At 72.3% G+C, this 24,613-nt stretch carries 20 protein-coding genes and 2 pseudogenes; 14 read left to right on the plus strand and 8 right to left on the minus strand.

Annotation, left to right across the window (positions count from 1 at the left end):
• Positions 1 to 45: 45 nt before the first annotated feature.
• Complete coding sequence (locus U5M74_RS00225; protein ID WP_410905031.1) at positions 46 to 681, minus strand: isochorismatase family protein; 636 nt, start codon at positions 679 to 681, stop codon at positions 46 to 48.
• A gap of 111 nt (positions 682 to 792) precedes the next feature.
• On the opposite strand from U5M74_RS00225, the gene U5M74_RS00230 reads away from it, so the two are divergent.
• From U5M74_RS00230 to U5M74_RS00250, 5 genes are all read left to right on the plus strand, one after another.
• On the plus strand, positions 793 to 1,770 hold the full coding sequence (locus tag U5M74_RS00230; protein ID WP_410905032.1) for a GlxA family transcriptional regulator: 978 nt from the start codon (positions 793 to 795) through the stop codon (positions 1,768 to 1,770).
• A 364-nt stretch (positions 1,771 to 2,134) separates the two neighbouring features.
• On the plus strand, positions 2,135 to 2,509 hold the full coding sequence (gene trxA / locus U5M74_RS00235) for a thioredoxin (RefSeq protein WP_410905034.1): 375 nt from the start codon (positions 2,135 to 2,137) through the stop codon (positions 2,507 to 2,509).
• The gene (locus tag U5M74_RS00240) at positions 2,506 to 4,194 is read left to right on the plus strand and encodes an FAD-dependent oxidoreductase (protein WP_410905036.1); all 1,689 of its coding nucleotides are present in this window, start codon (positions 2,506 to 2,508) and stop codon (positions 4,192 to 4,194) included. Before trxA ends, U5M74_RS00240 begins: the two co-directional genes overlap by 4 nt.
• A 43-nt stretch (positions 4,195 to 4,237) precedes the next feature.
• The gene (locus U5M74_RS00245; protein WP_410905038.1) at positions 4,238 to 4,423 is read left to right on the plus strand and encodes a hypothetical protein; all 186 of its coding nucleotides are present in this window, start codon (positions 4,238 to 4,240) and stop codon (positions 4,421 to 4,423) included.
• 13 nt (positions 4,424 to 4,436) lie between these two features.
• Positions 4,437 to 4,715 carry a metal-sensitive transcriptional regulator gene (locus U5M74_RS00250; RefSeq protein WP_410905040.1) on the plus strand — a complete coding sequence of 93 codons (279 nt, stop codon included), beginning with the start codon at positions 4,437 to 4,439 and terminating at the stop codon, positions 4,713 to 4,715.
• Between the two features lie 421 nt (positions 4,716 to 5,136).
• On the opposite strand, the gene U5M74_RS00255 is transcribed toward U5M74_RS00250, so the two are convergent.
• Both U5M74_RS00255 and U5M74_RS00260 read right to left on the minus strand, forming a co-directional pair.
• Positions 5,137 to 6,192, minus strand: a complete 1,056-nt coding sequence (locus tag U5M74_RS00255) for a LacI family DNA-binding transcriptional regulator (RefSeq protein WP_410905042.1) — start codon at positions 6,190 to 6,192, stop codon at positions 5,137 to 5,139.
• A 145-nt stretch (positions 6,193 to 6,337) separates the two neighbouring features.
• The gene (locus U5M74_RS00260; protein ID WP_410905044.1) at positions 6,338 to 7,390 is read right to left on the minus strand and encodes a family 43 glycosylhydrolase; all 1,053 of its coding nucleotides are present in this window, start codon (positions 7,388 to 7,390) and stop codon (positions 6,338 to 6,340) included.
• Positions 7,391 to 7,671: 281 nt separating this feature from the next.
• Here U5M74_RS00260 and U5M74_RS00265 point away from each other — a divergent pair, with 281 nt between their 5' ends.
• The 6 genes and pseudogenes from U5M74_RS00265 to U5M74_RS00290 all read left to right on the plus strand — a co-directional run bounded on the left by U5M74_RS00265 (position 7,672) and on the right by U5M74_RS00290 (position 14,639).
• Positions 7,672 to 8,976 (plus strand): ABC transporter substrate-binding protein, encoded by a 1,305-nt coding sequence (locus U5M74_RS00265; RefSeq protein WP_410905046.1) that lies wholly within the window; start codon positions 7,672 to 7,674, stop codon positions 8,974 to 8,976.
• 77 nt (positions 8,977 to 9,053) lie between these two features.
• Complete coding sequence (locus U5M74_RS00270) at positions 9,054 to 9,935, plus strand: carbohydrate ABC transporter permease (RefSeq protein ID WP_410905048.1); 882 nt, start codon at positions 9,054 to 9,056, stop codon at positions 9,933 to 9,935.
• A gap of 12 nt (positions 9,936 to 9,947) precedes the next feature.
• Positions 9,948 to 10,850: a carbohydrate ABC transporter permease gene (locus U5M74_RS00275; protein WP_410905050.1), complete on the plus strand. Its 903-nt coding sequence runs from the start codon at positions 9,948 to 9,950 to the stop codon at positions 10,848 to 10,850.
• A gap of 97 nt (positions 10,851 to 10,947) precedes the next feature.
• Positions 10,948 to 11,100: pseudogene (locus tag U5M74_RS00280) on the plus strand (LacI family DNA-binding transcriptional regulator); the annotation flags it as partial.
• Positions 11,101 to 11,151: 51 nt separating this feature from the next.
• The gene (locus U5M74_RS00285; RefSeq protein ID WP_410905757.1) at positions 11,152 to 11,925 is read left to right on the plus strand and encodes a substrate-binding domain-containing protein; all 774 of its coding nucleotides are present in this window, start codon (positions 11,152 to 11,154) and stop codon (positions 11,923 to 11,925) included.
• A 104-nt stretch (positions 11,926 to 12,029) separates the two neighbouring features.
• Positions 12,030 to 14,639 carry a glycoside hydrolase family 78 protein gene (locus tag U5M74_RS00290; protein WP_410905052.1) on the plus strand — a complete coding sequence of 870 codons (2,610 nt, stop codon included), beginning with the start codon at positions 12,030 to 12,032 and terminating at the stop codon, positions 14,637 to 14,639.
• A 32-nt stretch (positions 14,640 to 14,671) separates the two neighbouring features.
• Here the strand turns inward: U5M74_RS00290 and U5M74_RS00295 are convergent, their stop codons facing one another.
• Positions 14,672 to 15,970: a DUF2254 domain-containing protein gene (locus tag U5M74_RS00295; protein WP_410905053.1), complete on the minus strand. Its 1,299-nt coding sequence runs from the start codon at positions 15,968 to 15,970 to the stop codon at positions 14,672 to 14,674.
• Between the two features lie 151 nt (positions 15,971 to 16,121).
• On the opposite strand from U5M74_RS00295, the gene U5M74_RS00300 reads away from it, so the two are divergent.
• Positions 16,122 to 17,297 carry a flavin-containing monooxygenase gene (locus tag U5M74_RS00300; protein WP_410905055.1) on the plus strand — a complete coding sequence of 392 codons (1,176 nt, stop codon included), beginning with the start codon at positions 16,122 to 16,124 and terminating at the stop codon, positions 17,295 to 17,297.
• 30 nt (positions 17,298 to 17,327) lie between these two features.
• Here the strand turns inward: U5M74_RS00300 and U5M74_RS00305 are convergent, their stop codons facing one another.
• Entirely contained in the window at positions 17,328 to 18,431 is a 1,104-nt protein-coding gene (locus tag U5M74_RS00305; RefSeq protein WP_410905057.1) for a helix-turn-helix transcriptional regulator, read from the minus strand.
• 517 nt (positions 18,432 to 18,948) lie between these two features.
• Between U5M74_RS00305 and U5M74_RS00310 the strand changes: the two genes are divergently transcribed.
• Together U5M74_RS00310 and U5M74_RS00315 are read left to right on the plus strand one after the other, a co-directional pair.
• Entirely contained in the window at positions 18,949 to 19,449 is a 501-nt protein-coding gene (locus U5M74_RS00310; protein ID WP_410905059.1) for a hypothetical protein, read from the plus strand.
• A 1,244-nt stretch (positions 19,450 to 20,693) separates the two neighbouring features.
• Positions 20,694 to 20,903, plus strand: a pseudogene (locus U5M74_RS00315) (helix-turn-helix transcriptional regulator); the annotation flags it as partial.
• Positions 20,904 to 20,957: 54 nt separating this feature from the next.
• On the opposite strand, the gene U5M74_RS00320 reads toward U5M74_RS00315, so the two are convergent.
• The 3 genes from U5M74_RS00320 to U5M74_RS00330 form a co-directional block, all read right to left on the minus strand.
• Entirely contained in the window at positions 20,958 to 22,475 is a 1,518-nt protein-coding gene (locus U5M74_RS00320; protein ID WP_410905061.1) for an MFS transporter, read from the minus strand.
• A 136-nt stretch (positions 22,476 to 22,611) separates the two neighbouring features.
• Positions 22,612 to 24,042, minus strand: coding sequence for an MFS transporter (locus U5M74_RS00325; protein WP_410905063.1), 1,431 nt, complete (start codon positions 24,040 to 24,042; stop codon positions 22,612 to 22,614).
• A complete protein-coding gene (locus tag U5M74_RS00330) occupies positions 24,039 to 24,584 on the minus strand; it encodes a GNAT family N-acetyltransferase (RefSeq protein WP_410905065.1) in 546 nt (181 codons plus the stop codon). The genes U5M74_RS00325 and U5M74_RS00330 overlap by 4 nt, the downstream gene beginning before the upstream one ends.
• Between the last annotated feature and the right edge of the window lie 29 nt (positions 24,585 to 24,613).

A 24,613-nucleotide genomic window follows, 5' to 3' on the forward strand; every position in this document is an offset into this window, starting at 1 on the left:
GTCCGCCGGCCGCAGCATCGGCCGGCGGACGCGGTGCCTGCGGGTTCAGCCCTGGGCGCGCTGGGCGCCGATGACCGCGGAGGTGCCGAGGTCGCTCTTGGGCAGCGGCTGGCCGGCGGCGACGGCGTCGGTCCAGGCGAGGGTGTCGGCGACGGCGGCGAAGTTGGAGTTGAGCAGCGTCAGCAGGGTGGTGTGCACGGTCTTGGCGTCGGCGAAGCCGGCGTCGTTGGCGAGGTTGATCGCCCCGGTGGCATCGGAGAGCACCTCGGCGGCCAGGCCGTGCGTCTCGGCCTCGGCGGCCGAGGCGATGATGCAGTTGTTCGTCATGTAGCCGACCAGGGTGATGGTGTCGATCTGGCGCTCGCGCAGCCAGGCAAGCAGGTCGGTGCCGGCGAACACGGTGCCGTACTGCTTGACGATCGACTTCCAGGCGTCGGTCCGTCGGGCCTCGATCTCCGGGTGCAGCTCGAAACCGGCCTTGGTCGGGTCGAAGACCGGCGCACCCTCGCCCATCGTGTGCTGAACCGCGACGACAGGGAGGCCCGCGGCGGTGGCGGCGTCGATCGCGCGGGCGATCTGTGGCAGCGACTCGGTGTGCGGCGGGTACTGGATCTCCAGCGGGCCGCCGAAGTACTCCTGCTGCACGTCGACCAGGACGAGGGCGCGGCGCGGGGTGGTCATGAGTGGGTACTCCTCGTTGGGGGATCGGCGCCACGGGCCGGGCGCCCCACCGATCCTCGGCGGCGATGGACCGCTGGACCATTGGCACGTGTGCGTGCTTACGATGGATACGTGCCAACCTCCACCGAGCGGCTCCGTATCGCCGTATACGCCTTCGACGGCGTGACGATGTTCCACCTCGCCGTCCCGCAGCTCGTGTTCGACGAGGTCACTCGTCAGGGGCTCGGCACCTGGGAATCCGTTCTCTTCTCCGACCGGGCAGGGTCCATCCGCACGGCCGAGGGCTACCGGATGTCGGGCGTGCGTGGACCACGTGCCGCCGAGGACGCCGACGTCGTGGTGGTGCCCTCCTGGCACCCGGACAACCGTCCTGTCGGACCGGTGCTCCGGCGCGCGCTGCACCGCGCGCACACCCGCGGCGCGACCGTCGCCGGTCTCTGCCTGGGAGCCGTCGCGGTCGTGGACGCCGGGCTGTTGTCGGGGCGTGCGGCCGTGACGCACTGGGCGGCCGCCGCCGCGCTCGCCACCCGGCATCCCGACGTCGCCATCGATCCCTCGGTCCTGTACATCGACCACGGCGATGTGCTCACCTCCGCCGGCACGGCCTCGGCGATCGACGCGTGCCTGCACCTGGTCCGTGGCCGCCTCGGCGCCGCCGCCGCCAACCAGGTCGCCAGGCACCTGGTCGTCGCCCCGCACCGCGAGGGCGGGCAGGCGCAGTACGTCGACCGTCCGCTGCCGCCGCGTCCGGCTGACGACCCGATCTCCCGGGTGCTGGAGTGGGCCCTGTTGCACCTGGACGAGGCCCTGACCGTCGATCAGCTGGCCGCCGTGGCACACATGAGCCGGCGCACCTTCATCCGGACCTTCCAGGCCTCGACGGGAGCCACACCGGCGGCCTGGGTGCGCTCTCGCCGGCTGGACAAGGCCCGCCGCCTGCTCGAGTCCACCGACCTGCCGATCGAGCAGGTCGCAGCCGCCTGCGGTTTCGGCAACGCCGTCACGCTGCGGCAGAACTTCGCCGCCGCCTTCGGTACCTCGCCCTCGGAGTACCGCCGCCGCTTCGACGCCCGCAGCGCGACCGCCTGAGCCGGCCGGCACGTCCCACGTCCCGCGGCGAGGCCGAGGGCGCGAGCACCGTGCGCAGCCGGCGCCCGGTCGGGGCTCGGTGCAAGGGTGAGGTGCCGGCGCGTCCGCAGGTGAACCCCGCATGGGGCTTCGGGCCAACGCTTCGCGCGAGTCGTCCAGTTCGCCGTCAGCCCGGCGCGCGGCGCGACGATGGCGCTATCCACCGCTGCGCGCGGCGCTGGCGGCGAGCCGGTTCGGTCGCTGATCGTCGCGACGCCGGCACGTGCATTCGACGAGTCGGGCAGCCGCGGCTGTGGCCATCGCTCCTGTTGAACGTGGCCCACCTCACGTCACCGCCATACCCCCCGGGGTATATGGTGAAGGCATGGCTACCTCAGAGATGACCCTCGAGACCCTGCAGGAGACCGTCGCCGCGAACGACATCGTCCTGCTCGACTTCTGGGCCGCGTGGTGCGGCCCGTGCCGCGCGTTCGCGCCGGTCTTCGAGCAGGCCGCCGTGGATCACCCGGAGATCGCCTTCGGCAAGGTGGACACCGAGGCGCAGCAGGACCTGGCGGTCGCGTTCCGCATCACGTCGATCCCCACCCTCGTGGCGTTCCGTGAGGGCGTGGTCGTCTACTCCCGGCCCGGAGCGTTGAGTGCATCGCAGCTCGAGCAGGTGGTCTCAGCCGTGCAGGGGCTCGACATGGCAGACGTGCACGCCCGGATCGAGGCGCAGCAGTCGGAGGTGTCCCGATGAGGATCGTCGTGGTGGGTGGCGTGGCCGGCGGGATGAGCGCCGCCGCGCGCGCCCGGCGGCTGGACGAGGCGGCGGAGATCGTGGTGCTGGAGCGGGGCGAGCACGTGTCGTTCGCCAACTGCGGCCTGCCGTACCACGTGGGTGGCGAGATCGCCGAGGCCGACAGGCTGCTGGTGCAGACACCCAGGTCCCTGCGCGCGTCCCTCGCCCTGGACGTGCGCACCGGTCACGAGGTGACGGCGGTGGATGTCGACCGCCGGGTGCTGACCGTTCGCACCGAGGCGGGGGAGTCCGAGGTGGGGTACGACGCGCTCGTGCTGTCACCGGGCGCCCGTGCCGTCCGCCCGCCTGTGCCAGGGCTGGACTCGCCGCGGGTGCGCACGCTGCGCACGGTCACCGACGCCGTCGCCCTGCGCGCGGGCGTCGAGGCCGGGTGGCGCCGCGCGGTCGTGCTGGGCGCCGGGTTCATCGGCGTGGAGGCCGCCGAGGCCCTCGCCCTCGCGGGGATGGACGTCACTCTCGTCGAGCTCGGACCGCACGTGCTGCCGCCGCTGGAGGCCGAGCTCGCGCATCTGGCTACCCAGGAGCTGCGCCGGCTGGGGGTCGCGGTGCGCGCCGGGACCGCCGCCGAGGCCATCGAGCACGAGGCGGATCACGATGTCGTCGTCCTGGCCGACGGCACCCGCCTCGCCGCCGACGTAGTGGTGCTCTCGGCCGGCGTCCGGCCGGACACCGAGGTGTTCGAGGCCGCCGGCATCGCCTGCGAGCGTGGCGCCATCGTGGTCGACGAGCACGGCCGCACCTCGGCGCCCGGGGTGTGGGCGGTCGGAGACGCGGTCACCCAGGCCGACGCCGTCACCGGCGTGCGCCGGCCCGTGCCCCTGGCCGGCCCGGCCAACCGCGCCGGGCGACTGGTCGCCGACGACATCCTGCGGCCGGAGCTCGCGCGGCCGATCCCCGCCCCCGTCGGCACCGCGATCGTGCGCGTCGGTGACGTCACCGCCGCGATGACGGGCGCCAACCGCGCCGCGCTGGATGCCGCCGGCGTCGCCTACCGCACGTTGCACCTGCACCCGAACCAGCACGCCGGCTACTTCCCCGGGGCCAGCCAGGTCCACCTCGTCCTGCACGTCGGTGCCGAAGACGGGCTCCTGCTCGGGGCTCAGGCCGTGGGCGCCGACGGTGTCGACAAGCGCATCGACGTGCTGGCCACGGCGATGCGCGCCAGGATGGCGGTCACCGACCTCATCGACCTGGACCTGGCCTACTCCCCGCCCTACGGCCAGGCCAAGGACCCAGTCAACCTCGCCGGCATGGTCGGCGCCAACGTGCTCGACGGGACCCTGCGGCTCTGGTACGCCCAGGACCTCGAAAAGCTCGGTGACTCCGTGCTGGTCCTGGACGCCCGGACCCGCGAGGAGTTCACCGCCGACCACCGTCCCGGCGCCCTCAACGTCCCGCACACCGAGCTGCGCGAGCGTCTGGACGAGGTGCGCGAGGCGGCCGCCGGGCGTCCCGTGCGGGTGCTGTGCGCATCCGGCGTGCGCTCCGCGATCGCGCACCGCGTCCTGGCGCAGGCCGGGTTCGACTCGGCGTCGCTCTCCGGCGGCATGCTGACCCTGCGCGCGACGCTGGGCGACGGGGCCGACGCGGCCCTGACCACGGCGGGGGCGACGGATGCCTGAGAGGCAGGCCCGCGGCGCCTGTGCCGGAGGGCTGGCATACCGCGTGACCGCGGCCGTCGTCGCAGTCGTCGCGGGCGTGTTCGCGGCGTCCGCGCTGGACCAATCGGCCGTCGCGGTCCTGGCGGGCCTCTTCGCCCTCGCGGCCGCGACCGGCGCGGTCACCGGTGCGTGCCTGCCCGGTGCCGCGGTCTGCACGCCTCGTCCGCCGACATCCCATGACCCGCACTGACAGGAGAATCCCCATGGTCACCAGCGACGCCGACGCCCAGCGGCGCATCCTCAACCGTCTGCGCCGGGCGCGCGGACAGCTCAACGCCGTCATCGATGCGGTCGAGAACGGCGGTTCCTGCCGCGACGTCGTGACACAGCTTGCCGCGGTGTCCAGCGCCCTGGACCGGGCCGGCTTCGCCGTGATCGCGACCGCCATGAAGGACTGCCTCGCCGACCCGGAGACCACCGCGCGCACCGAGGACGGTCTGACGACCGAAGAGCTCGAGAAGCTCTTCCTCACCCTCGCCTGACCCCTGAAGCATCGATCGAACCACCCTGGAGGAACGCCCCATGTGCTACGCCGTCACCTGCAAGCAGTGCGGCAAGACGACCTGGTCCGGGTGCGGCCAGCACGTCGCCGACGTCCGCCGCAGCGTCCCCGCAACCCAGTGGTGTGCCGGACACGCCGACGCCCCGCGCGCGGGTGGCTTCCTGGCCCGCCTGTTCGGACGCTGACGCGTCGTGGTGTCGGGCGGGTGCGCTGTTGCGTTCCCGCCCGACGCCACCGACGCACGCCACGTGCGGACGGCGCGGCAATATCGGCTCCCGCGCCAGGCGCCGGCGGGCCGATGGCGACGCCTCACGGGCTGATTGCCAAGCCAGTGTTCGGTTCCTCGAGTCGGCACCGGCTCGGCCCGGTCTGGGCGTAGGTCTAGTCGCGGGCAGCCTTGATCAAGCCGGTCGGGCGACCGAGCTCTGACGCGTGACGAGTCGTGGCGGCAGAACGATTGCGTTGTGCCTGTGCGTGGCGTCGTGTGCGGCCTCCTCCTGGAGCAGCATCGCGCCGAGGCGCCCAACCTCCTCGCCCGGTTGGGCGATCGTCGAGATCGGGATCGAGCTGTCCCAGGCGGCCTGGTTGTTGTCGTACCCGATGATGGCGACATCCTCGGGGACACGAATGTCGGAGGACGCCGAGAGGGCCTGGACGATCCCTGCGGCGAGCAGATCGGTGGAAGCAAAGATGCCGTCGATCGCGCCGGCGGCGATACGTCCAGCGAGGTGACCGCCGACGGTCCAGCCGTCGGCGCGGTTGATCCACTCAGGGGTCACAACCTCTGCCGTCACATCGGGGTGTTCGCTGACGGCCTCGTGGAAACCCTTGTGTCGGTCGACGATGGGCTGGAGCTCTGCCGGCCCGCCGACGAACACGAGGCGCCGGCGACCGGACTCGATGAGGTGCTTCGTCGCGAGGTGGCCGCCGAGCACGTTGTCCACGTCGACGCTGCAGTACTGCGAGGCGGGCGCGCCGAAGTTGAGGAAGACGAGCGGCATCCCCGCCGGTGCCGTCCGATCGACTGCGGCGAAGTGCGCCGCGTCGTTCAGTGTCATGAGCACGCCCGTGACTCGGGCCTGGGCGAACATCATGAGGTAGTTCGACTCGCGCTCGACCCGGGCGTCGGAGTTGGCGAGCATCAGCGTCAGCCCGCCGTGCTCCGCGCCAGTCTCGGCGCCGCGTGCGATGTCGACGAAGAACGAGTTGCTCAGATCCGAGACGATCAGGCCGATCGTGCGGGTCGTGCCCGACCGGAGCGAGCGTGCCATCGTGTTCGGCACGTAGCCGAGCATCGCCATCGCCCGCTCGACGCGCGTGCGCGTCGCGGCCGCCACCTTGTCCGGGTGGTTGAGCACGTTGGACACCGTGCCGAGCGAGACGCCGGCGAGCGTCGCGACGTCGCCGACGCTCGGGCGCGGCTTGGCCGAGACTCGGCTCGACGGATCGTTCGTCACGACGCACAGCTCCTTTGCTCCGACCGTTCAGGTGAGCGTAGCGGCCGGTGAGGGGCGCGGGGGAACGCCTCGGCGCCCGCGCGGCGGACCTGCACCGGGTGGGGGAGAGCGCCGTGGAGGCGCTCGCCCGACCGTGAGTCGGCGGTCAGCCGAAGTCCTCGATGCGCCACTCGTCGTGCCAGTCGATGTACGCCATCTCGCCGTCGAACCGGATCGGAAGCCACACGTAGTCGGCCAGGGACGTGTCGACGGGTGCCAGCTCCTCCATGACCGCCTCGGGCCCGGGGCCTGCGGGGGAGAAGTGGTGCTCGAAGAGCGCGAGTGCCCGCGCGCTGTCCTCGGTGAAGTGGGGGAGCCACCGGTCGCCGATGGCGATGTACAGGTCCTTCTTCGCCGGGTGCTGGAAGACCGAGCTGATCTGGCAGTGGAACGACGTCCGTGACTCGTCCGCCGGGTGGGGGTCGCCCAGCACGCTCCACGGCCCGTGGTACGACCGTGCGACCGCCACCTGGGACGGGTTCGGGTAGTAGCCCGTGGTCCCGGAGGTGATCAGGTAGTGCAGGCCGCCGCGGCGGAAGTACGCCGGGGCCTCGCGGACGAACGGCGGGTGCGGCTGGGGGAAGTGCGTCGAGTAGTAGCCGGTGACGTCGGTGTAGTCGTCGGTGAGGTCCGCGACGACGAGCTCGGAGTGGACCCGCTCGAAGACGTAGTACGCCTTGCCGTCGGTCGGCTCGACGGCGAGGTCGAAGTCGCCGGCGTTCATCCCCAGGGGGCGGAAGTCGGCGTGCACCGTGCGGTACGGGCCGAGGATCGAGTCGGCCACCAGCACGGTCGAGAGCTGCGTGGTGCCGGCGCCCATGACCTTAATCCAGCAGACGAACTGGCCTGTGCGCGGGTTGCGGATGATGTGCGGCCGATCCATGCCGCGCGACGGGTGGAGCGGTGAGGCGACGTCATCGAGCTCCGGCGGGATGATCAGGCCCTCGTCGGTCCAGTTGTACAGGTCGGTCGAGGAGTAGCAGCGCACACCCCAGTGCCAGATGCCGCTGCCAGGCGTCGACCTCTCCTTGTTCTCGCCGTACCAGTAGAACCTGCCGTCGACGGCGATGACCGAGCCGCCGTGGGCATGGATCCGGTCCCCCTTCGTGTCGAGCCAGGGCTGTCCCGGCGTGATGCGGTCTTGGGGCTGGGTCGCCATCGTCCCGTCCTCTCCGTGGTGGTGAACGGAGATTGACAGATGTTCTTGACACGTGTCAATCGTTGGTGGAAGCCTCTCGACACAGGCACCGCAACCGCGTGCTCTGGGTGAACTAGCAGGTCCTCATAACCGTGTCCCGACCGTTATCAAGACGGCCGCACCAACCGATTGACGCAGCGACGAGGGCTATCTAGCATCCGGATGAAACGTTCCAATAGGAACGGCCACTTCAAGGAGGAAGTGTGGACAGGACAACTCGTCACAGCCGTTACGCGCTGTCGGTGATCGCTGTCGCCGCCGCGGCCAGCCTCACGCTGAGCGCCTGCTCCAGCAGCTCGTCGTCCGGCGACACCGCCTCGGGTGGCTCGACCGGGGGCGGGAGCGCGCCGGGCTCGTCGAAGTTCGAGTTCCTCGGCCAGACCGAGAACACGACCATCGACGCGACGCTCACGGCGCTCTCCACCGGTGCCTGCAGCGCCGAGAACGACGCCGCCCCGTACAGCCACCAGACCGCTCCGGGAGCGAGCTTCGACCAGAAGCTCCAGCTTCTGGCCGGCCAGGACGCCCTGCCCCAGGTGCTGATGGCGGCCGGGACCCCCGCCCTGAACAAGCAGTTCATCGAGGCCGGCCAGCTGGAGGACCTCGGTCCGGTCCTCGAGGAGGCCGGCGCCGCGGAAAGTGTTCTGCCTGCGGCGAGGTCGACGGTCGAGGCCCTCTACGGCGGTTTCTACGCCCTGCCCACCGAGTTCAACATCGAGGGCATCTGGTACAACAAGCAGATCTTCGCCGACAACGGCATCGAGGTCCCGGACACCTGGGACGGCTTCATCGACGCCGTGAAGCGGCTGGACGCCGCCGGCGTCCAGCCGCTCACCACCCCGGGCAAGGACAACGGGTGGAACATCACGCGCCTCATCGGCGGCTACATCTTCCGCGACCTGGGCCCCGACGCCCTGCAGAAGGTGGCCGACGGTCAGGCGGAGCTCACGGACCCGGAGTACGTCAAGGCGGCCGACGCCGTCGCCGAGCTGGGCGAGCTCCAGGCCTACGGCCCGGCGCCGAGCTCCATCGACTACAACGGCGCGATGAACCAGTTCCTCACCGGTGAGGCCGCCATGCTCTACATGGGCAGCTGGGCGCTGGGCAACTTCAACGACCCGGCGCAGAACAAGATCGGCGCCGACAACATCGGCTTCATGCCCTTCCCGAACGTCACCGGCGGCGCGGGCAGCATCGACCAGGTTCCCGCGAACGTCGGTGTCCCGATCGCGTTCGGCGCCAAGGACTTCGGCACGACGAACGCCGACTGGGTCGCCTGCATCGCGAAGAACTACGGCGGCACCGTCCTGGAGAACGAGGGCGTGGTCTCCGGCTTCACGATCGACAACCCGCCGGCCGATCTCCCAGCCCTGACGCAGAGCGTCCAGGAGACGATGGCCGACGCGGAGACCAGCGTGCTGTGGTTCGAGGCGCTGTTCACCGCCAAGGGCACCACGGTCAGCCAGAACAACGCCATCCCGCTGATCAGCGGTCAGATCGACGGCAAGCAGTTCATGGAGCTCGTGCAGTCCGCCAACGCCAGCTGAGAACCGGCGGCACCGGGGGGTGCGGCGACACCCGTCGCGCCCCCCGGGCACGTCCTCGCCCGAGGGGGAGTACCGCAATGAGAAGCGTTCTGGGGGACCGCCGAGCGATCGCGATCCTGCTCGGCCCGGCGCTGACCGTCTATTCGCTCGTCATGCTCGTGCCGATCGTGTGGTCGCTCATCTACACGGTGTACGACGGCAGCGTCGTCACGGGCTTTGCCTACGTCGGCCTGGACAACTTCCGGACCTTCTTCCAGGACCCCGCCGCCTGGCAGGCCGTGTCGTACACGGTGCGCTACGCGATCGTCCTGACGGTGCTGCAGGTCGCGCTCGGCTACCTGCTCGCGCTGATGTACGTCTTCTGGCTGCGCCGCGCGTCGTCCTTCGTGCGCACGATGACCTTCTTCCCGGTCATCCTGCCGACCGTCGCCGTCTCGCTGCTGTTCCGCAAGCTCTTCGAGGCCGCGCCGACCGTCGGGCCGGTCAACTCCGTGCTCGGCTGGTTCGGAGTGGCGCCCATCGACTGGTTCGGGGACCCGAGCGCCTCGTTCTGGGTCATCATCCTCATGGACGTGTGGCGCTCGATGGGCTTCTACGCGGTGCTGCTGTTCGCGGGGGTCGTCGACATCCCCGAGGAAGTGATCGAGAGCGCCCGGGTCGACGGAGCCAAGGGCTGGCGCCTGACGCGGCACATCGTCCTGCCGCTGTCGGCGCCGGTCCTGCTGTCGTCGCTGATCTTCAGCATCAACGGCACGTTGAAGGTGTTCGACTCGGTGGTCGCCCTGACGAACGGCGGCCCCGGCAGCTCGACCACGCCGCTGACGCTGTACATGTTCCAGACGTCCTTCACGTACGGCGACTACGGGTACGGCAGCACCATCGCGACGATGTTGACCCTGCTGTGCCTGGTCGTGACCGTCTTCATCTTCCGTTCCTCCCGCCGAGACCTGACGAAGTGAGGTGAGCTGATCGTGACCTCCCTCGCGACGGACACCCGGGCCGGGACCCCTTCGGGCCTCGCCGACCGCCCCCGCGCCCGCCGGACCCGGCGGGCCGGGCGCGGCCTCGTCAGCAACGTCGTCGTGGCGCTGCTGCTCGTGATCGTGATGTACCCGCTGGTGTGGCTCACGCTGGGGTCGTTCAAGACGCAGGACGAGTTCCTCAACGAGCCGTTCTGGTCCCTGCCGTCCAGCTGGAGCCTCGACAACTACTCCGCCGCGTGGACGGCCGGCGGGCTGGGGACATACATCCGCAACAGCATCGTCGCGGTCTTTCCCGCGCTCGGGCTGATCGTCATCCTGGGCGTGGCGGCGGGCTTCGCCCTCGAGGTGATGGTGTTCCGCGGTCGCGCGGCCACGCTGCTGCTGTTCCTGGCCGGGATCATGGTCCCCGGCCAGATGATCCTGCTGCCGCTGTTCACCATCTACTTCCGGCTGCACCTGACCGGCACGCTCCTGCCGCTGATCATCACGTACACCGCCATCGGGCTGCCGCTGACGGTGTTCATGATGGCCACGTTCTTCCGCGCCATCCCGCGGGAGATCTTCGAGGCGTCCACGCTCGACGGGGCCTCGATCCTGCGGTCCTTCTGGTCGATCGGGTTCCCGATGGTGCGCAACGCCATCTTCACCGTCGCGCTGGTCCAGTTCTTCTTCATCTGGAACGACCTGCTGATCGCGCTGACGTTCACCAACAGCTCGAGCCTGCAGACGATCCAGGTCGGCCTGCTCAACTTCACCGGCATGTACGGAGCGGTCGACTACGGGCCCACCTTCGCCGCGATCTGCATCAACGTGTTCGGCACGCTCGCGCTGTACATGGTGCTGAACCAGCGGATCATGCGCGGCCTCACCGCGGGGTCGGTGAAGGGGTGAACGCCGCGCGAGCGCGGAGGACCACGACGGCGGGAACCGGCGCCCACGCCCCGCGCGCGAGGCGCCGCCTGCCCGCCGGCGCGGAATGGAGCCGGTCATGACGCTGCGACCCCGGCCGACCTCCGCGGACGTCGCCAGGCTGGCCGGAGTCTCGCGGGGGACCGTGAGCAACGTCCTCAACGGCGACGTCGCCGGCCGTGTGCGGCCGGAGACGGCTCGGCGGGTGCAGGAGGCGGCGGAGCGGCTCGGGTACGTGCCGTCCGCGGCCGCGCGCCTGCTCCGTGGTGCGAGCGCCCGCTTCGTGCTCGTCGTCGCGCCGCCGAGCTTCGCGCACGGCGTGCTGGGCTCCTTGATCGTCGAGGGGCTCGCCCGTGAGCTCGAAGCCCGGGAGCTCGGTCTCGTCCAGCTCACCGGTCATCCTGAAGGGCTCAGCCCGGCGAGCCACCTCTCGCCGGCGGTCGTCCTGACCTCGGCGACGCCGGACGACCCCGACTTCACCGGCTGGCGCGCGTCCTTCCGCGTGCCGGTGCTCCCCGCGTTTCCCGGCCGCGACGCGCACATCGCGGCAGCGGCACGCGCGCAGGCGCACCACGCCCGCTCGCGTGGGTACTCGCGGGTCGTCTACGTTGCTCCGCCAGAGCCTGCGCTCGCGACGATGTCCGCGCTGCGCCACGACGCGCTGGGGTCCTGGGCGCGGCGGCACGGGATTGCCGTCGCCGACTCCGTCGTGCTCGGACGCGGGCGCGCGGACTGGGCGGAACAGGCACGGCGGTTGCACGATTCGCACGGTCCGGACGTCCTGGTCTGCGCCTACAACGACGACGTGGCGCTGGCGGTGCTCGCGGGCGCGAGCGACGCGGGGCTCTCCGTCCCCACGGACCTCGCCGTCATCGGCGCGGACGACACACCGGCGGCGGAGCGGTCGGTACCGGCCCTGACGTCCGTCGGCGCCGACTTCTCGGCCTTCGTGAACGCGATGGCCGACACGGTGGAGGCCGCCGCTTCCGGGAGACCGGTCGAGCTGCCGTCGCTCCCCGTCGATCTGCAGGTCGCCGTGCGGGCGTCGTCCCCGTAGCGCGGCAGCCGCGCCGTGCACACGCCGACGACGGCCCCGCGGCCGCAGGACCAGTTCGCCACCCATCGCTTTCGGACGATGCCGTCCACGAGAGGGACCACGCCATGAACCACGTACCTGCCGTCGCCGCGCCGCAACGGCTGCGGGTGGAGCATCTCCCCGTCGGTGACGCCCTCGGCGTCGGCACGCCCACCCCGCGGCTGTCCTGGGTGGTTCCCGACGCCCCGCCCGGGTGGACGCAGACCGCCTACGAGGTGCGGGTCGCGCGTCGCCTGCCGGCGTCCGAGGCGCACGTCGCCCAGGCGCGCGTCGAGGGCGAGGGTCAGCTGTTCGTCCCGTGGCCGTTCCCTGCGCTCCGCTCCCGCGAACGGGCGGAGGTCCAGGTCCGCGTCGTGGGCGACCAGGGCGCCAGCGACTGGAGCGAGCCGCTCGTCGTCGAGGCCGGCCTGCTGCACCCCGACGACTGGTCGGCATCGATCGCACGCCCGCCGGCGTTCGAGACCCGGCCCTCCGGCCTGCGCCGGCCCCCGCTGCTCCGACGGACGTTCGAGATCGAAGGCGCCGTCATCCAGGCGCGCCTGTACCTCTCCGCGCACGGCCTCGCGGAGGCGGAGCTGAACGGGTCCCGGGTCGGCGACGACGCGCTCACGCCGGGGTGGACCGTGTACCCCAAGCGGCTGCGGTACGCCACGTACGACGTGACCGCCGACGTGGCGCCCGGCCCGAACGCGATCGGCGTCTGGCTCGGTGACGGCTGGTGGCGTGGCAAGGTGGGATTCGACGGCGGCGCGGTCGACGTCTACGGCACCGAGCTCGGTCTCATCGCCCAGCTCGAGGTCGTCACCGACGACGGACGCGTCACGACCATCGTCTCCGACGACCGGTGGGCCGCCGCGCCGAGCCCGATCCTGGAGAGCGGCCTGTACGAGGGGGAGACGTTCGACGCGACGCTCGTCCCACCCGGCTGGTCCGCCGCGGGCTTCGACGACGACGCATGGTCCGCCGTGGCCGCCGAGCCGATCGACGCCTCGGTCCTCGTCGCGCCCGAGGGCCCGCCGGTGCGCTGCACCGAGGAGCTCGCGCCGATCGCCCGCGAGCTCCTGCCCGACGGGACGTGGCTTCTCGACTTCGGGCAGAACGCGTCAGGACGCCTGCGGCTCACGCTGCGCGGCGCGGCCGCCGGGACGCGGGTCACCGTCCGGCACGCGGAGGTCCTACAGGACGGGCGGCTGTGCCGCCGCCCGCTGCGGGAGGCCGCCTCGGAGGACACCTACGTCTGTGCCGCCGGCGACCAGACGTGGGAGCCGCGGTTCACGCTGCACGGTTTCCGCTACGCGGAGGTCAGCGGGTGGGACGGGCCGCTCGAGGCCGACGACGTGGTCGCCCGGGTCTACCACAGCGACCTGGAGCGGATCGGTTGGTTCACCTGCTCCGACCCGCTCGTCAACAAGCTGCACGAGAACGTCGTCTGGAGCATGCGCTCCAACTTCGTCGACCTGCCCACCGACTGCCCGCAACGGGACGAGCGGCTCGGCTGGACCGGTGACATCGCGGCGTTCGCGCCCACCGCGGCCTTCCTGGCCGACTGCACCGGGATGCTGACCGGTTGGCTCGCCGACCTCGCGCTCGAGCAGGAGCGGGTCGGCACCGTCCCCTACTACGTCCCGTACGTCCCGCTGGGCTTCTGGGCGGACGCGCACCCGATCGCCCTGTGGGGCGACGCCGCCGTCATCGTGCCGTGGGTGCTCTACCAGCACACCGGCGACGTCGACGTCCTGGCGCGCCAGTACGGCTCGATCCGCACCTGGGTCGACCAGGTGCTCGGGCTCGTCGGGCCGGACGACGTGTGGGACACCGGCCTGCAGCTCGGCGACTGGCTGGATCCTGCCGCGCCCCCGGAGGACCCCGGCCAGGCGCGCACCGACCGCTACCTCGTGGCGACCGCGTACGCGGCGCAGTCGGCCCGGCTCGCCGGCGAGGTCGCCACGCTGCTCGGTCACCACGACGACGCCGCGCGGTACGCCGCGGCCGCGGAGCGGCTGCGCGCCGGCTTCCGCCGTCGGTGGGTCCGCGAGGGCGGCCTGATGGCCGACGACGCCCAGACGGCGTACGCGCTCGCGCTGGAGCTCGGGCTGCTCGAGGGTGACGAGCGCGCGGTCGCGGCCTCCCGGCTCGCCCAGCTCGTGGACAAGGCGGAGGGACGCATCGCGACCGGGTTCGCCGGCACGCCCGCGGTGGCGCCGGCGCTGACGTCCGGCGGGCACGTCGACGAGGCCTACCGCCTGCTGCTGCAGACCGAGTGCCCGTCGTGGCTCTACCAGGTGGTCTCCGGTGCCACGACGACCTGGGAGCGCTGGGACTCCCTCCTGCCGGACGGCACCGTGAACCCCGGCAACATGACCTCCTTCAACCACTACGCGCTCGGCGCGGTGGCGGACTGGCTGCACCGTTCCGTCGCCGGACTCGCCCCGGCCGCGCCGGGCTACCGGCAGTTCCTGGTCGCGCCGCGCCCCGGCCCGGGCATCACCTCCGCCGCCGCCAGTCACGTGACGCCCTACGGCCGGGCGTCGGTGAGCTGGCACGTGGCTGACGAGACGCTGACTGTTGACGTGACGGTCCCGGTCGGGACCTCCGCGACGATCGACATCCCGGGCCACCCGGCGTCGACGGTTGGGCACGGCGACCACCACGTCGAGGTCGCCTACCCCGGTTGATCCCAGGGAAGGTTCGGGCCGCCGCCCGGCCGCTACATCGGCCGACTCCGTGCCGACTCGCGATCCGAGCGGCGTCCTGCCAGTTCCCAGGAAGCGCTCGCCTGGCGGGCAGGCTGGTTGCCTAACGTCACGGTCATGACGACCGCGACGTCCCGGCACAGCTGCAGCAGGGCGATCAGCACGGTCGGCTCCCGGCGGCCGTAGCGGCGTACCTGTCCGCACGCGATGTCGAGGTAGTACCGGAAGTCGCGGTCGGGCACGACGGCGCGCCCGGTCCCTGCGTCGTCGACGTGCAGGGTCGGCCCGAGGCGGCAGTGGGTCAGGGCGACCAGGAGCTCGGCCATGTGGCCGACGGCGTGGGCGGCGGTGACGGGGTCGTTGATGCCCGGGGAGAGCGCCTTGACGGCGATGTCCGCGAGCTGGCGGAAGCCGAAACCCGCGTCCTGCTCGATGGTGCGCTCGTGGCCGATGTCGACCGTGCCGGCCAGTGCCGCGAGCAGGTCCGGGTCGACTCCGGCGGCGTCGCCCCGGTCGGCTCCCCAGACCGTCAGGAGCGGGGTTCCGGAGGCGAGGTGGTCGCCCGGGCGCGCCTCGACGTGCACCAGGACGTCGGCCTGGCGCGTCGTGGCGACCAGCGTGGCGACGTCGATCGAGCGCACGAAGCCACCCCGGGTGGCCGGGACCGTCGTGCCGGGGCCGGCCGGGACGCGACCGTCGGGGTCCTGGGGCCGCGGGTCGTCGCGGTCGGGGTAGAAGATGGCGATCGCCCGCTGCGCCTCGTCGTGCACCATCGTCATCATCGTGTCGACCCGCAGCAGCCGGGTGATGTGGGCGATGAAGACGACGATCGCGGCGACGCTGGCCGCGGCCAGGAGCAGCACGAGGAACAGCGCGCTCGCGGGCGGTTCGGCGTCCGCGTCGAGGCGGCGCAGCACGGTGAACGCGAGGCTGATGGTCGCGACCAGTACGGCCAGCACGCACTTGATCGTGCGGTCGCGCAGGAAGTCGCGCAGCAGCCGGGGGGAGAACTGCTGGGAAGCCAGCTGCAGGGCCACGACGGTGACGGAGAAGGCCATGGTCAGGGTCGCCATCGCGGCGGTGGCGACGGTCTGCAGCAGTGCGGCCGCGGCGGCGACGTCGCCGGGCCACAGCGTGCGGGCCGCGCCGCTGCCACGGGCCGGAGCGAGCTCGGTGAGCAGCAGCCCGGCGGCCACGGCGGCCAGGCCGGCGACCGCGGGCCAGACCCACAGCGATGGTCCGGTGCGCTCCGTGCGGGAGGCCGCGGGCCGGTGGGTCTGCAGGCGGTGCGGGGGGCGCGTGGTGCGGGGCACGGAGGACTCCTTCTCTGGGCGACGGCTCTCACCGTCGCCCAGACGCCGCTCGGCCGCATCGAGTGGGGCTGCGGGACACCCCAGGTGGGGGGTGGTGCTCGGCCTGCCCGCGGAGAAGGCTTCCGTGAGGGGGCCGATCCGAGGAGCCGTCATGGAGTACATCGAGCCGGTCGACTGGGCCGGGCAGGACGTGGTGGTCATCGGCAGCGGGCCGGCGGGTCTCGCGTGTGCAGCGGAGCTTGGCGCGCTGGGTGTGTCGGTGGTGGTGCTCGAGAAGGGCGAGACCATCGCGGCGGCGTGGGCGACCCGACACGACGGATTGCGGTTCAACACGAGCCGGCTGCACTCGGCCCTGCCTGGCGCACCGTTCCCGCGATCGTTCGGGCAGTTTCCCTCGCGTGATCAGTACGTCGGCTACCTGAAGGCTTACGCGCAGGACCGCGGGGTCCAGGTGGAGCTGGGGTGCGAGGTCGTCGGCCTGGAACCAGGGCACGGTGGCGGGTGGGTCGTGGACACCGTCACAGGCCGACGGCTCGCCCGCCACGTCGTCGTCGCGACAGGTATCTACAGGGATCCGGTCATTCCCAGCTGGGCCCGCGGCGCCGACCGTGGCATCCCCGTCATGCACAGTGTCGAGTATCGGAACGCCGTGCCGTTCGAGGGCAGAGACGTCGTGGTCGTCGGTGCCGGGTCGACCGGAATGGAGATGGCTTGGGAGCTGGCCCAGGCTGGCGCAGGTGCCGTCTACCTCTCGGTCCGGACTCCGCCGAACGTCTTGCTGCGGGTGATGGGCGGCCTGCCGGGTGACCTTCCCGTGCCGCTGTTTCTTCACCTTCCTACGGCTCTGGTGGACGCGGCACTGCGGCGGTTGCAGCGCGTCGTCATAGGCGACCTCGCGCCCTACGGCCTTCCTGCCCCGGCGGAGGGGGTGATCGCCGGGCTCAAGCGGCGCGGTGCGGGCACGGCCATCGTCGACGGGGAAGTGCTGGACGCAATCCGAGAAGGGGCGATCTCGGTGGTGCCCGCCGTGACCGCCCTGCAGTCGAGGGCAGCCGTGCTGAGCGACGGCACCCGGTTGCCCGTCGACGCGGTGCTGCTCGCCACGGGCTTCACCCCGGGTTTGGACCGGCTCGTCGGCCAGCTCGGGGTGCTCGATGCCGACGGCATGCCGTGGGACGGGGCGGGCGCCGAGCTTCGTCCTGGCCTCCGCTTCGTGGGATACGTCTATCGGCCGGGGCTCACCGGGCTCGTGGGGAAGATGGCCAAACGCGTCGCCCGCGATATCGCCGGACGGCAGCCGGCTCTGACGGTCGGCTCTGCGGGCTAGCCCGCTCCGCCCGGGGCGTCGGCATGCCGCCTAACGCTGGCTGCGCGCCGCGCCGCCTTGGACGGCGGGGAGATCCTCGAGAAGCAGGGCGGCAAGCTCTGGCCGGCTGCTGACGTCGAGCTTGGCGAAGATGACCTTGATGTGGCCGCGCAGCGTCTCGGGAGCGATCCACAATCTGGCGGAGATCTCTCTAGTCGACAGGCCCGCAAGCAGCAGCTGAGCCACTTCGCGCTCACGCGCCGTCAGCCGGCGCAACCGCAGCAGGAGCGGCGCGATCTCGGAACGTCGCGCGGGCTCGATCATCACCGCGTTGCGGCCAGGCCCGCCAGCCACGCCTTCGAGCCGTGCGCCGCGCACCACGACCCAACCGCCATCGCGTGCCCGGGTGCGTGCGTGCGCGAGCGGGCCGCTCCGATCGGCGGACGCCAGCGACCGGGCCTGCTGAGCGACCTCGTGGAGCACGATCGCCGTGTCGGGCTGGTCGCCGTCCACGAGACCGAGGACCTCCGCAGCCCGCGGGCTCATCGACACGACCGAGCCGTCGTCAGCCAGCACGACCAGGGCGCTTGCCGCCTGCGCCCGATGCATGCCAGGCGCGCCGTCTTGCAGGGGGTCCAAGCACCTCCGCAGCCCGTCGCCGACATAGGGGCACAGCAGGGCGAACAACTCGACCTCACCGCGCGTGAAGAAGGGCTCGCTCGCCCGTCGGGTGAGACATGCGTGTCCCCACGGCGTCCCGGCCGAGCGGAAGACGGCCCGCAGCTCGTCACCGAAGCCGTGTGGCGCGTACACCCGGCGGTACCGTGCGCTGCGGTACAGGTCTCCGCCCGTCGCCGAACTCAGCGAAGCAGCCTGATCACCACGCCGAGCCAGATCTGCAAACGTGTTGACATCGTCCTCGGTGAGCTCGCACTCGATCAGAGCGAGCTGCTGTTCGCGAGTGACGTTCTCGGCGTGCACTGCTGTCAGCAAGAACGTGTCCGGGTCGACCAAGAGCCAGCCCGCCGCGTCGTAGGGAATCCGCGGGCGTATCACAGCCGCGACCTGCCGCAACAGGTCCAGTGGGTGCTGTGCCCTCGCGCTGATGCGAAGGACCTGCTCGACGAGGCGCTGGTCGCTGCCGCGATCGGCCATACCCACCACTCTCGTCGATCTGCGAGGCGCTGTCGATGCCCGCCGTTCCGGCCGGACAGGTGCGAGGACGTCGCGTGGTACGACGTCCTCGGGTGCGCGCGACGCCCTCGCAGGGAGCGGAAGTGAGCCTCCATCACGACGCTGTGACGGAGGCCTCTCGTCCACACAACACGCCATGCGCGCTTCGCGCCAGATCTTCGAACTTCGGTCATCACATCGTGACCCGAGGTGGGCGAGCATGCGCTCGGCCCTCGGGGGTGACGCCCGGCCGCACCCGGCTGGCGACAACTCGGCGGCAGCCGAGCTGGGGCGACGGGCTCGCCCCAGAGGCGGTTGACCGCGCTCGGGGACGCCTCCGGGGCCCACGCGCAGGGTCCGCCGCTGTCAGTGTGCGTCTCGATCCGTAGCGGCGTCCTGGCGCGGTTGCGGCCAGACGCGCGCGCCGTTTGGGTAGAAGGGCCACGCCGGCCGTCGCCGGCCGGCCACCTCACAGAACGACCGGTGTAAGGAGCCTTCCATGTCGCGCACGTACCGGCCACGGGCCGGTGCGCCCTCGGCCCCCGGCGGAGCGGTCGTCGCGGCCCTCGTCGCGGTGACGGCGTTGCTGGTCGGTGGGTGCAGTCGGGCGAACGAGGTCGCGACGCAGGCGTCGTCCGACGGGCTGCGCGCCGAGCTCGGCGGTCTGCTGCTATCCAACCTCATGGTTCTGGCCGCCGGCGAAGGCCGGCCGGGCACCGTCCTGGGTGCCGTGGCCAACCACGGGCAGGGGCCCGCGACGGTCTCCATCGGGCTGCCGGGGAGGACGGGGGAGCGGATCGAGGTGGCTCAGGACGAGACCGTGCTGCTCGGCCCCGAGGACAACCGGATCCGCCTGGCGGACATGCCGGAGCCGCCGGGGGCGGTGGTCGAGCTGCGCATCGTCTCCGACCGCGACGGAGAGCTGACACGTCGCGTCCCCGTGCTGGACGCCACGCTCGACCACTACGAAGGGCTCGTGCCCTCACCATCGCCCTCGTGAGTACCGGCTCTGTCGGTAGCGTTGAACGCGCCGGTTTCTAGTCGTCGCGGTCGGGGCCAGGCGCCCCTGGGTGTCTGCCCGGTGCGGCGAAGGCCCGGAAGCCGTCGGCGACGTCGGGATGCACCTCCAGCGCCGAGAGTCCGTCATGACGTGCCCAACGCGCGCCTCGACGTCGCGGCCCGGGCGACGCCCTGCATGAGTGCCCGTAGGGCGTCGGCGCCGATCCGTGTGAACGGCTCGTTGGCCGGGCGACGGTCGAGGCAGAGCCGTCGCGCAGAAGCTCAGCGAACCAAGTCCGCGCCAGGTGCGGTGGCGCGCCCATCTCCCCGAGACGCTCGCCCAGCGGAGGCATGTCGGAGAGCGTCTCTTTGACGTCGTGGGGACCAGCGCGGGTCTGCCCGCCCGCGCGTCCGGGACATCTCGCACGACGTCCCGCGAATGCGGTCCTTCGCCCGACGGCTCGTCTGGGACTCCTTACCAGCCGGACGCCGGCGCTCGGGCCCACGCCGGAGGCGGGTGCTCACCTGCGCGTGGCCCCAAGGGTCGACCATCCGACCACGGCCTCCGAGCGCACGCGCGCGTGGGCGTGGGCGCCCGCCCGTGCTGGCGGAGGTGCCGCTGCACGACGTCCGGGCCGGGATGCGGCTGGGAGCGCAGGTGTGGGTGGCGGTGCCGAGCGCCGCGGCACGTGTCCTCGCGCCCGAGACGTCGCGGGAGACGGTGCCGGCCAGGGAGTGACGCCGACGGCGTCGTCAGTCTCGGCGCTGGAGGGACACGCGCGCGCCGTCTAGAGTCGGTACGGAGCCGTTGCGCAGGTGAACGGCTGTCCGTGGCGAGTCCGGGCAGGGGAGCGGGATGCCACCAAAACGCCACCAAAACCAGCGTCGATCGATGCGAACCAGCACTCGACAACGCTGAACGTCCGGCTCGCCGGGAACTCCATATCCGCAGGTGAAGCGCAATTCCGCCAGACGATGCACGGTCGGCGGCAGGCGACAGATGGGTGCCTGAGGACACCAAGGGGTCGCAGGTTCAAATCCTGTCAGCCCGACCAGAAGGCCTGGTGAGACGGTGTCTCGCCAGGCCTGAGGTCTTTCTGGGATGGCTCACTCAACGAAAACCCAACCAAGACCCCCCCCTCGAACCGGGTCTGACCGGGATCGATACGGCGGTCAGCAGGTGTCGGTTCGCAGCCTCGCGCAAGGTCGCGCGTCAGTCAGGCGTGGCGTGTCCACCTGGATGGCATGGACGACTGCAGCACACCCACGAGCGGTACCCCGAACCCGCAGTCGACCGTCGCCGGCCTCGAGCCGCTGCTGAGCATCGAGACGGTGGCGGAGTACGTCGGGGTCCCGGTGGTGACCATCTCCCGCTGGCGCACCGAGGGCAAGGGCCCGCGGGCGCTGCGGGTGGGGAGGCACCTGAGGTTCGCTCTGTCGGACGTGCAGGCGTGGCTGGCCGCGAGAGCGAGCCGGGTGCCCCGCCTTCCGGGCGGTGAGCCCGCCGGATCAGTGCGCGTGGGGATGTGCGTGCGCCTGCGGGACCGCATCCGGGTCGCGGGCGGGAAGGGCGGCCGCGGGCAGGAGCAGGGCAGCCAGGCCGATCGCGACGGTGATGAAGGCGTCCTGGCTGCCGGCGACGATCCCGGCAGAGGTCGTCAGGTCGCCCGCGACGGCGGTCAGGGCGGCGACGCCGAGGGCGGCGCCGATCTCGTGACCGGTCATCAGCAACCCTGACGCCATTCCGGAGTGCTCCCGCGGGACGTCGCTCATCGCGGCGACCGAGATCGCGACGAACATCGGGCCGACGCCCAGACCGAGCAGCGCGAAGCCGGGCAGCACGTCCTCCAGGTAGCTGGGGTCGGAGCCGACGGAGGCGAGCACGAGCGCGCCGGCCGCGGCGACGACCAACCCGATCCCGATGAGCCTCTTCGCGCCGGCACGAGGCAGGGCCTTCGAAGCGATGGCGGCGCTCGCGGTGATGAACGCGGCCAGCGGCAGGAACTGCAGGCCGGCGACGAGGGCGGGGGAGCCCAGGACGTGCTGCAGGTACAGCGAGCTGAGGAAGATGGCGCCGACCACGGCGCCGGTGATGCCGGCCATGATCACGGAGGCCGACACGAGGGACCGGATCCGCCAGGTGGCGGGCGGGACGATCGGGGCGGCGACCCGGCGCTCGTTGACGACGAACCCGGCCAGCAGCACGAGTGCGGCCGACGCGGCGATGAGCGTCCGAGGCGCGGTCCAGCCGTGGCTGGAGGTCGACTCGACCGCGAGGACGAGCGCGAGCAGCCCGCTCACCAGCATCGCGGCGCCGGACAGGTCGAGCCGGCGGGGGCCATCACCCGCGCGAGGCACGGGCGGCACCCGGCGCATGACGGCGGCCAGGACGGCGGCGCCGACGGGCACGTTGACGAAGAAGACGGCGCGCCAGTCGAGCGCGGTGGTCAGGATGCCGCCGAACAGCACGCCGGCGGCGATGCCCATGCTCGCGACCGTGCCCCACATGGCGAGCGCCTTGGCGCGCTGCCGGCCTGCGTAGGTGGTCATCACGATCGACATCGCGGCCGGCGTGAGGAGCGCGGCGCCGGCGCCCTGGGCGCCCCGTGCCAGGATGAGAGCCGCTGCCGACCCCGCGAGGCCGGACGCCAGGGACCCCACGGTGAACACCGCGAGGCCGATGACGAACATGCGGCGCCGGTCGAACAGGTCCGCCATCCGGCCGCCGAGGAGCAGGAGGCCGCCGCTGAGCAGCACGTAGGCGCTGACCGCCCACTGGTAGTCGCCGGAGCTCAGGTGCAGCTCGTTCGCGATGCTCGGCAGGGCGACGTTCACGACGCTGACGTCGAGGACCACCATCACCTGGGCCGCCAGCATCAGGGCCAGCACGGTCCAGGGCCGGCGCGGCGCATCGGCGTCATGGACGTCGTCGGGGGCCTCGCCGTGGCCGTGGACGGGCGCTTCGTCGCGGTGGTGGTGCTGGTCGGTGCCGGGCGTCGCCGGTGGGTGGTGCAGACGGGTGGACATCGCCTTCTCCTTCAGGGGTGGAGCCGGCGGCGTCGCCGCCGGCCGTGTCGTCATGTCTCCGAGCGTCGCGCCGGCCCGGGAGGAGCCGCGCCGACGAGATCACCGGGATCGCGGCCCCCTCGGCTCACCGGCAGGATCAGTCGCTTGCTCGGGAGCGCCGGCCCAGCAGGCTCAGCCCCACGGCCGCGGTCACGAGCGCGACGCACGCGGCGCTGGCGAATGCCGCGGCGAAGCCGTCGATGCCGATCGGAGCCGCGTCGTCGCCGGCGGCGAAGGTGGCGCCGGCGGCGACGGCGGTGAACGCCGCGGTGCCGAGGGCGGCCCCGACCTGGGTTCCGGCGCCCGACAGCCCGGAGGCGAGCCCGGCCTGCTCCTTCGGCAGGCCGCCGGCGAGGACCATCGTGGTCGGGGTGAAGCTCAGTGCCACGCCGGTCGCGACGAGCAACAGCCCGGGCAGGACGTCGACGGCGTAGAGCGCGGCGGTGGGGGTGCGGGCGAGCCACAGGTGGCCGGCGGCGAGCACCACGAGACCCGTCACCAGGCTGCGTTCGGGCCCCAGGGCGCGCAGGACGCGTGGCAGGAGGCTCAGCGAGACGGCCAGGCCCGCCAGGGACGTCGGCAGCATGGCGAGCCCGGCTGCACCAGGCGCGAGGTGCAGGCCCTGCTGCAGGTACAGCGCGACGAGCACGAACGTCGAGGCCCTCGCCGCCCCGCCGAGGACAGCGAGGACGGCCCCCGTCGAGACCGGCCGCGACCGGAACACGGCCAGTGGCACGAGCGGGTCGCGCACCCGCCGCTCGATGGCGACGAACACCACCAGCAGCGCTCCTGCGGCGCCCATCCCGACGGCCGCGGTGGGCGAGCGCCAGCCGTGCTGCGGCACGGCGAGCGCGGCATGCACCAGTGCCACCACCCCACCGGTGATCGCTGCCGCGCCCAGGCCGTCCCACCGGCGCCCGGACCGCCCGGGCGCGGGGTCGAGCAGGCGAGACGCGGCGACCGCTGCCAGGGCCGTGATCGGCACGGTCACGAAGAACACCGAGGACCAGCCGAGGTGCTCGGCGAGCAGTCCGCCCGCCACCACGCCGGTGGCGCCGCCGGCGGTGGAGGCGGCGCCCCACATGCTCATCGCGCGGGCCCGCGCAGCGCCCGGGAACGTCACCAGCAGCAGCGACATCGCGGCCGGGCTCAGGGCCGCGGCGCCGATGCCCTGCACCACGCGCCCGAGGACCAGTGCGGCCGACCCGGCCGCGGTGCCGGCGGCCAGGGTGCCGACCGTGAACACGACCGCCCCGGCGACGAAGACGCGGCGCCGGCCCAGCAGGTCGGCCGTGCGGCCGGCCAGGAGCAGCAGCCCGCCGAAGGCCAGCACGTAGGCGTTGACCACCCAGGTCAGGCCGGTCGCGCTCAACGCCAGGTCCGCCTGGATCGAGGGCAGGGCCACGTTGACGATCGAGGTGTCCAGCATGACGACGAACTGGGCGGAGACGAGCAGGGCGAGCGCGGCCCGGTGGTGCACGGTCGGCGCCGCCGCCGGAGCGGTCGCCGGGCCGGCCGGGGCGCTCACGCGGTCACCCCGCCGGCGTCAGGCTCGGCGGCGAGCAGCTGTCGGTAGGCGTCCGGCGCCCAGCCGGCGACCACCTTGTCGCGCAGCGTGGCGCCGAGCCCGGCGTAGAACTTCTGGGCCCGCACGTTGCCCGGCTCGACGCCCCAGGTGACCGTCAGGTCGTCGGCGGCGGCGACCCGCGCCATCTCGGTCAGCAGCCGCCGCCCGAGGCCCGCGCTGCGTTCGCCGGGGCGCACGTACACGTCGTCGACGGCCAGCAGGTCGCCCCCGGTCCACAGGTGCAGACGGCGCACGGCGGAGGTGTAGCCGAGGGCCTGACCGTCGCGCTCGGCCAGGACGACGACCACGTCGTCGCGCTGGAGGAGCTCGACCCACCGCTCGGGGGTGACGTGCACGTGGTCGAGGTCCTCCTCGTGGGCGGCGATCTCGAGGACGAGCCGATGGACGACGGCGGCATCGGTGCTGGTCGCGCGCCGGAGGGTCGCTGCCCCGGCTGCGGGGCGTGCGGGGGAGTCGGGGTGGGTGACGGGTGACCGGTTCATGGGGGCCTCCAGGAGTGGGGGACGGTGAG

The sequence above is a fragment of the Puerhibacterium sp. TATVAM-FAB25 genome (genome assembly GCF_046535855.1).
GTDB classification, from domain to species: Bacteria; Actinomycetota; Actinomycetes; order Actinomycetales; family Cellulomonadaceae; genus Puerhibacterium; species Puerhibacterium variabilis_A.